We start from the raw sequence: 7266 nt of genomic DNA, 5'->3' as shown, positions 1-7266 counted from the left end.
GGGCGGGAGCAGCTCACGTCCGGGGCGTGGCCGGGATCCTGCCCAGCCGTCCGGCCTGGAAGTCCTCGAAGGCCTGGGCCAGTTCCGCGTGACTGTTCATCACGAACGGGCCGTAGTGGAACATCGGCTCGCGGATCGGCAGGCCGCCGAGCAGTACCACCTCTAGGTTGGGGCTGCGCGACTCCTGGCTGGCGTCGGCCCGCAGGGTCAGCGCGTCGCCGGAGGCGCTGCCGACCTGCCCGAAGACCACCGTCTGGCCGGTGCGGAACGGCCGTTCCTCCGCGCCCGCCAGACCGCGTCCCGCCAGGCCGTAGGCCAGCGCGTTGAAGTCCGACCGCCAGGGGAGGGTGAGCTGCGCGCCCGGGTTCAGCGACACGTGCAGCATCGTGATCGGGGTGTGGGTGATGCCCGGACCGCGGTGACCCGCGATGCCGCCGGCGATCAGCCGCAGCAGTGCGCCGCCGTCCGCGGAGGTCAGCAGCGTGACCCGGCCGCCGTCGATGTCCTGGTACCTCGGCGGCATCATCTTGTGCTCGCGCGGCAGGTTGACCCACAGCTGGAGGCCGTGGAACAGGCCGCCGCTGACGACGAGTTCCTCCGGCGGGGCCTCGATGTGCAGCAGACCGCTGCCCGCGGTCATCCACTGGGTGTCGCCGCCGTTGATGACACCGCCGCCACCGTTGGAGTCCTGGTGCACGAAGGTGCCGTCGATCAGATAGGTCACCGTCTCGAAGCCGCGGTGCGGGTGCCACGGAGTGCCCTTGGCCTCGCCCGGGGCGTACTCCACCTCACCCATCTGGTCCATCATGATGAACGGGTCGAGGTGCCGGTGGTCGATGCCCGCGAAAGCGCGGCGGACGGGGAAACCCTCGCCCTCGAAACCGCTGGGGGCGGTGGACACGGCGAGCACCGGTCGGCTCACGGCCCCGGCGGGCGCCGCGACGCGCGCCAGGGTCAGCGGGTTCTCTACGGTCACGGCAGGCATGACGGCCTCCTCGGTCGTTTACCGCTCCAACTTAGTTGAACGGTGAACAACTCGCAAGGCGTGACCTGTCCCGCAACGGCGAGCGGCGAGGTGAAGCCGCCCCGGGGAGGCGAGCCGGCGGAGGTTGCCGGACCGGCGCGTCAGCCGTACATACGGCGCATCGCGAAGTCGACCATCTGCTCAACGGCCTTGGCGTCGAAGACCATCCGGTGGTCGCCCTCCATGTCCAGGACGAACCCGTAGCCGGTCGGCAGCAGATCGAGCACCTCGGCACCGGTGATCACGAAGTACTTGGAGTCCTTGCCCGCGTACCGGCGCAGCTCCTTGAGCGAGCTGAACATCGGGATCACCGGCTGCTGGGTGTTGTGCAGCGCCAGGAAACCGGGATTGTCACCGCGCGGGCAGTACACCCTGGAGGTCGCGAAGACGCTCTGGAAGTCCTCCGCCGCCATCGAACCGGTGGTGAAGGCACGCACCGCGTCGGCGAGCGAAGGCGGGGACGGCTCCGGGTAGAGCGGCGACTGGGAGCCGTACCCCGCGGGGCCCCCCGGCATCCCGGCGGGCGGTGTGGATCCCGCGGCGCCCTGGGCGGCGGTCTGGTCGTAGCCGTACACCCGCCCAAGAGTAGCGAGTCACACTTCGGCGGTTGGGGCTTGCTTCTTATTACCGACGGGTAGCATCATCGTGAACTACTAATCAGTAGATGTGCGAGGCATGCCCAACCCTGGGCGCCCCTCCCGAGCAGACGGAGCCTTCGTCATGGGCCACTACAAGTCGAACCTTCGCGACATCGAGTTCAACCTGTTCGAGGTGCTCGGCCGGGACACGGCCTACGGCACCGGTCCGTTTGCCGACATGGATGTGGACACCGCCAAGGACATCCTCGCCGAGATCGCCCGCCTGTCGGAGAACGAGCTCGCCGCCTCCTACGCGGACGCCGACCGGAACCCGCCGGTCTTCGACCCGGAGACCAACACCGCGCCGGTCCCGGACAGCTTCAAGAAGAGCTTCTCCGCCTACATGGACGCCGAGTGGTGGCGCCTGGGCATCCCGGAGGCCATCGGCGGCACCACCGCGCCGCGCTCCCTGCTGTGGGGCTTCGCCGAGACGATCCTGGGCTCGAACCCGGCCGTGTGGATGTACGCGTCCGGCCCGGCCTTCGCCGGTGTGCTCTACGAGGAGGGCACCGAGGAGCAGCACAAGATCGCGCAGCGGATGACCGACAGGCTGTGGGGCTCCACCATGGTGCTCACCGAGCCGGACGCCGGTTCGGACGTGGGCGCGGGCCGTACCAAGGCCGTGCAGCAGGAGGACGGCTCCTGGCACATCGAGGGCGTGAAGCGCTTCATCACCTCCGGTGAGCACGACATGTCGGAGAACATCATCCACTTCGTGCTGGCCCGCCCCGAGGGCCACGGCCCGGGCACCAAGGGCCTGTCGCTGTTCATCGTGCCGAAGTACGACTTCGACTGGGAGACCGGCGAGCTCGGCGAGCGCAACGGCGTCTACGCCACCAACGTCGAGCACAAGATGGGCCTGAAGGCCTCCAACACCTGCGAGATGACCTTCGGCGCCAACCACCCGGCCAAGGGCTGGCTGCTCGGTGAGAAGCACGACGGCATCCGCCAGATGTTCAAGATCATCGAGTTCGCGCGGATGATGGTCGGCACGAAGGCCATCGCCACCCTGTCCACCGGCTACCTCAACGCGCTGGAGTACGCCAAGGAGCGCGTCCAGGGTGCCGACCTGGCCCAGTTCATGGACAAGTCCGCGCCGCGCGTCAGCATCACCAACCACCCCGACGTGCGCCGCTCGCTGATGACGCAGAAGGCGTACGCGGAGGGCATGCGCGCGCTCGTCCTGTACACCGCGACCGTCCAGGACGAGATCCTGGTCAAGGAGGCCGCGGGCGAGGACGCCTCCGCCGCACACCGCCTCAACGACCTGCTGCTGCCGATCGTCAAGGGCTACGGCTCGGAGAAGTCCTACGAGCAGCTGGCGCAGTCCCTGCAGACCCTGGGCGGCTCCGGCTACCTGCAGGAGTACCCGATCGAGCAGTACATCCGGGACGCCAAGATCGACACCCTGTACGAGGGCACCACCGCGATCCAGGGCCAGGACTTCTTCTTCCGGAAGATCGTCCGCGACCAGGGCCAGGCGCTCACCACCGTGTCCGAGGAGATCAAGTCGTTCCTGGGCGCCGAGACCGGTGGCGAGGAGCTGGCCGCCGCCCGCGGCAGCCTCGCCAAGGCCGCCGTCGACCTGGAGGCCATCGTCGGCCAGATGCTGACCGACCTGGCGGGCACCGAGCAGGACGTGAAGTCGATCTACAAGGTCGGCCTGAACACCACCCGCCTGCTGCTCGCCTCCGGCGACGTGGTCGTCGGCTACCTGCTGCTGCGGGGCGCCGCCGTCGCGGCCGAGAAGCTGGCCACCGCGAACGAGAAGGACAAGGCCTTCTACCTCGGCAAGATCGCGGCCGCGAAGTTCTTCGCGGAGAACGTGCTGCCGGGCGTCGGCGTGCAGCGCTCGCTCGCCGAGTCCGTCACCAACGAGCTGATGGAGCTGCCGGAAGAGGCCTTCTGAGCAGCCCGGTAAGTAATGCGGCGGCCCGCTCCCGGCACGGGGGAGGGCCGCCGCCCGCTTCTATGCTGGTCCCCATGACCCCTTACTTCGACCGCGCCCACACCGACGACCTGATCGCGTTCATCTCCGCGAGCCCGTCCCCGTACCACGCGGTGGCCAGCGCGGCGGAGCGGCTGGAGAAGGCCGGGTTCCGGCAGGTCGAGGAAACGGACGCGTGGGACGGGTCATCCGGCGGCAAGTACGTGCTGCGCGGCGGCGCGATCGTCGCCTGGTACGTGCCCGAGGGCGCCGGTCCGCAGACGCCGTACCGGATCGTCGGCGCGCACACCGACTCGCCCAACCTGCGGGTCAAGCCGCGCCCGGACAGCGGGGCGTACGGCTGGCGGCAGATCGCCGTGGAGATCTACGGCGGCCCGCTGCTCAACTCCTGGCTGGACCGCGACCTCGGCCTCGCGGGCCGCCTCGCGCTGCGGGACGGCACGACCCGGCTGGTGAACGTGGACCGGCCGCTGCTGCGGGTGCCGCAGCTCGCCATCCACCTGGACCGGCAGGTCAACGAGGGCATGACGCTGGACCGGCAGAAGCACATGCAGCCCATATGGGGCCTGGGCCGGGCCGACGAGGGCGCGCTGATCGGTTTCCTGGCGCGGGAGGCGGGCGTGGACGCCGCCGAGGTCGTCGGCTGGGACCTGATGACGCACGACGTCCAGCCGCCCGCCTACCTCGGCCGGGACCGCGAGCTGCTGGCCGCGCCGCGGCTGGACAACCTGTTGTCAGTGCACGCCGCGACGGCGGCGCTGGCCGCGGTGGCGGGCGAACCCCTGCCGTACATCCCGGTGATCGCCGCCTTCGACCACGAGGAGAACGGCAGCCAGGCCGACACCGGCGCCCAAGGCCCGCTGCTCGGCGCCGTGTTGGAGCGCTCGGTCTTCGCCCGCGGCGGCTCCTACGAGGACAAGGCGCGCGCCTTCGCCGGAACCGTCTGTCTGTCCTCCGACACCGGCCACGCCGTGCACCCCAACTACCCGGAGCGGCACGACCCCGGCCACCTCCCGGTGCCCAACGGCGGCCCGATCCTCAAGGTCAACGTCAACCAGCGGTACGCCACCGACGGCACCGGACGCGGCATCTTCGTCACAGCGTGCGAGCGCGCGGGAGTGCCGTGGCAGTCGTTCGTCTCCAACAACGCGATGCCGTGCGGCACGACCATCGGCCCGATCACCGCGGCCCGGCACGGCATCAGCACCGTTGACATCGGTGTGGCGATCCTGTCGATGCACTCGGCCCGCGAACTGTGCGGCGCCGAGGACCCGTTCCTCCTGGCCTCCACCCTGAAGGCGTTCCTGGAGGTCTAGGCCCTGCCGCCTGGGCGGTCGTCGAGCCGGTCGGCGATCGCCTGGACGGCGGTGAGGACGGTCGCGAAGCCCCGGCGCATCTCGGTGTCCAGGGCACCTGCCTTGGCGTCGAGCGCCTGGATCTGCTGGCCCTGTTCGAGCCGGGTCTCGCGCAGGGCGCCCAGCACCTGCCGGTGCGCGCGTGGCTCGGCCACGTCGCGGTCGTTCAGGGCCACTAGGGCGTGGGTGTTCGCCGCCTGCTCGCGCAAGCCGACCTCCGCCTCCAGCGCGTCCAACCGACGGCGCAGCTCCTCGATCTCGCTCACGGAGTCACCCTACCCAATTACCGTACACGCAGAGGAATCCTATGATCACGCACCGTCCTCGTCCATTCCCGCCAGTACGAGTGGCAACCGGGTCGCGCCGTTCTCCGTGAGCTTGACCGGAACCCCCCAGTCCTGCTGGTGGACATGGCAGGCCGGGTACTCGTTGTCCGGGTCGTCGTCGCAGGAGGCGGCCATCGCGGAGACGTGCAGTACGCCTTCGCCGACCGAGGCGTCCAGGACGAGGTCGCGGGTCAGGTCCGTGCCCTTGCCGTCGCCGGAGGCGATCAGTTCCGGCGGGGTGGAGCTGACCAGAAGCCGGGTCGAGGGTCCGTAGCGCTCGTCGAGCTTCTGGCCGGTGGGCGCGGTGAAGACCACGTCCAACCGGAGCCGTCCGGACGCCACTTCGGTCGCGGGCCGCTGGGTGCGGTGCGCGGCCCCCGCCACCCGTACCGCCTCCTCCGGCAGCCGCAGCCGGGTCAGCCGGTGCCGTGCGGACTCGACGACGACCACGTCGCCGTCCGCCACGACCGCGTCCGACGGCTCGCGCAGATCCGTCGCGAGCGTGCTGACCTCACCGCTCGCCGGGTCGTAGCGGCGCAGGGCGTGGTTGTAGGTGTCGCTGACGGCGACCGAGCCGTCCGGCAGCGCGGTGACGCCCAACGGGTGCTGGAGCAGGGCCTGTTCGGCGGCGCCGTCGCGGTGCCCGAAGTCGAACAGGCCGGTGCCGACGGCGGTCCTGACCACATAGCCGCCGTCCTCCTTCCCCACGTACCGCAGCGCGGACGTCTCGGAGTCGGCGATCCACAGCCGGTCACCCGCGGCCGTCAGCCCGGACGGCTGGGCGAACCACGCCTCGTCGGCCGGGCCGTCGACCAGCCCCTCGTTGGTCGTACCGGCCGCGACGGACACGGTGCCGGCGGCCGGGTCGTACGCCCACAGCTGGTGCACGCCCGCCATAGCGATCCACACCCGGTCGTCGAACCACGCCACGTCCCATGGCGACGACAGGTCCACCTCGCGCGCAGCTCCGCTCGTCGGCGACCCCTGCCACCACTGCTTTCCGGTACCGGCGAGGGTGGTCACCGCACCGGTCGCCAGACGGACCTGGCGCAGCGCGTGGTTGACGGTGTCGGCGACGACGACCGTCTCACCGTCCGGCAGCAGCGCGAGCCCCTGCGGCTCGCTGAACCGCGCCTCCTGTGCCGTACCGTCGGCAAACCCCCGCTCGCCGGATCCGATCCGCCGGACCACGGTCTCGCCGTCGGCCGCCAGCTCGACCAGCGCGTGCCGGGTCGAGTCGGAGACCAGGAAGTTCCCGCTCGGCAGCAGCAGCGCCTTGCCCGGGAACCGCAGATCGGTCGGCTGCGGCTCCGGTGCGACGTACGGCCCGTCACCGCGCCGCAGCGTGCCCTTGGCGGCGTGCTCCGTCTCCAGCTCCTCGACCAGCTTCTCGAGGGCGTGCGCATGCCCCTCACCGGCGTGCTGCGCGACCACATAGCCCTCGGGGTCGATGACCACCAGGGTCGGCCAGGCCCGTACCGCGAACTGCTTCCAGGTGGCCAGCTCGGGATCGTCCAGCACGGGGTGGTGCACCCCGTACCGCTCCACCGCGTCGACCACCGCCGCGTGCTCCGCCTCGTGCACGAACTTCGGGGAGTGCACGCCGATGATCACCACCGTGTCGCGGTGCCGCTCCTCCAGTTCGCGCAGCTCGTCCAGGACGTGCAGGCAGTTGATGCAGCAGAACGTCCAGAAGTCTACGACGACACACTTACCCCGTAGGTCGGCAAGGGTGAGTTGCTTCCCACCGGTGTTCAGCCAGCCGCCCTTGCCGATCAGCTCGGGAGCACGGACACGGGCACGGGCGCGCGGGGCGGGTGAGGCGTCGGTCATGGGGTCAAGGGTGCCATCCGGCTTGCAGGCTTCCGGTTCGGCCTGGCTGTGAGCAGTGCCACGAGGGAAGCCCCGTCCAGCGCCACGGGGGACAGCACACGGACGGGGCTGTTGGGGCTTAGGCCATGATGAAGCCCCGGAA

Annotated in this window: 6 protein-coding genes; 2 read left to right on the top strand and 4 right to left on the bottom strand. The window is 70.4% G+C overall.

The window, feature by feature from the left end; genetic code table 11:
* Nucleotides 1-13: 13 nt before the first annotated feature.
* Together P2L57_RS35440 and P2L57_RS35435 are read right to left on the bottom strand one after the other, a co-directional pair.
* A complete protein-coding gene (locus P2L57_RS35440) occupies nucleotides 14-985 on the bottom strand; it encodes a pirin family protein (protein ID WP_275821803.1) in 972 nt (323 codons plus the stop codon).
* A gap of 140 nt (nucleotides 986-1125) precedes the next feature.
* A complete protein-coding gene (locus P2L57_RS35435; RefSeq protein ID WP_372516061.1) occupies nucleotides 1126-1599 on the bottom strand; it encodes an SseB family protein in 474 nt (157 codons plus the stop codon).
* A gap of 145 nt (nucleotides 1600-1744) precedes the next feature.
* Between P2L57_RS35435 and P2L57_RS35430 the strand changes: the two genes are divergently transcribed.
* Together P2L57_RS35430 and P2L57_RS35425 are read left to right on the top strand one after the other, a co-directional pair.
* A complete protein-coding gene (locus P2L57_RS35430) occupies nucleotides 1745-3571 on the top strand; it encodes an acyl-CoA dehydrogenase (protein ID WP_275821801.1) in 1827 nt (608 codons plus the stop codon).
* A gap of 74 nt (nucleotides 3572-3645) precedes the next feature.
* A complete protein-coding gene (locus P2L57_RS35425) occupies nucleotides 3646-4926 on the top strand; it encodes a M18 family aminopeptidase (RefSeq protein WP_275821799.1) in 1281 nt (426 codons plus the stop codon).
* On the opposite strand, the gene P2L57_RS35420 is transcribed toward P2L57_RS35425, so the two are convergent.
* Entirely contained in the window at nucleotides 4923-5231 is a 309-nt protein-coding gene (locus P2L57_RS35420; RefSeq protein WP_275821797.1) for a hypothetical protein, read from the bottom strand. The two genes, P2L57_RS35425 and P2L57_RS35420, sit on opposite strands and share 4 nt — an antisense overlap.
* A 45-nt stretch (nucleotides 5232-5276) precedes the next feature.
* Nucleotides 5277-7124 (bottom strand): NHL domain-containing thioredoxin family protein, encoded by a 1848-nt coding sequence (locus P2L57_RS35415; protein WP_275821796.1) that lies wholly within the window; start codon nucleotides 7122-7124, stop codon nucleotides 5277-5279.
* Nucleotides 7125-7266 lie beyond the last annotated feature (142 nt).

This window comes from Streptantibioticus ferralitis, from assembly GCF_029223525.1.
GTDB classification, from domain to species: domain Bacteria; phylum Actinomycetota; class Actinomycetes; order Streptomycetales; family Streptomycetaceae; genus Streptantibioticus_A; species Streptantibioticus_A ferralitis.
This window is presented reverse-complemented; position numbering and strand designations above follow the sequence as displayed.

What these genes read in the sequence shown, in the direction of transcription:
- P2L57_RS35440 (WP_275821803.1), bottom strand. Translation starts at nt 985, where the DNA reads ATGCCTGCCGTGACCGTAGAGAACCCGCTGACCCTGGCGCGCGTCGCG.
- P2L57_RS35430 (WP_275821801.1), top strand. Translation starts at nt 1,745, where the DNA reads ATGGGCCACTACAAGTCGAACCTTCGCGACATCGAGTTCAACCTGTTC.
- P2L57_RS35425 (WP_275821799.1), top strand. Translation starts at nt 3,646, where the DNA reads ATGACCCCTTACTTCGACCGCGCCCACACCGACGACCTGATCGCGTTC.
- P2L57_RS35415 (WP_275821796.1), bottom strand. Translation starts at nt 7,124, where the DNA reads ATGACCGACGCCTCACCCGCCCCGCGCGCCCGTGCCCGTGTCCGTGCT.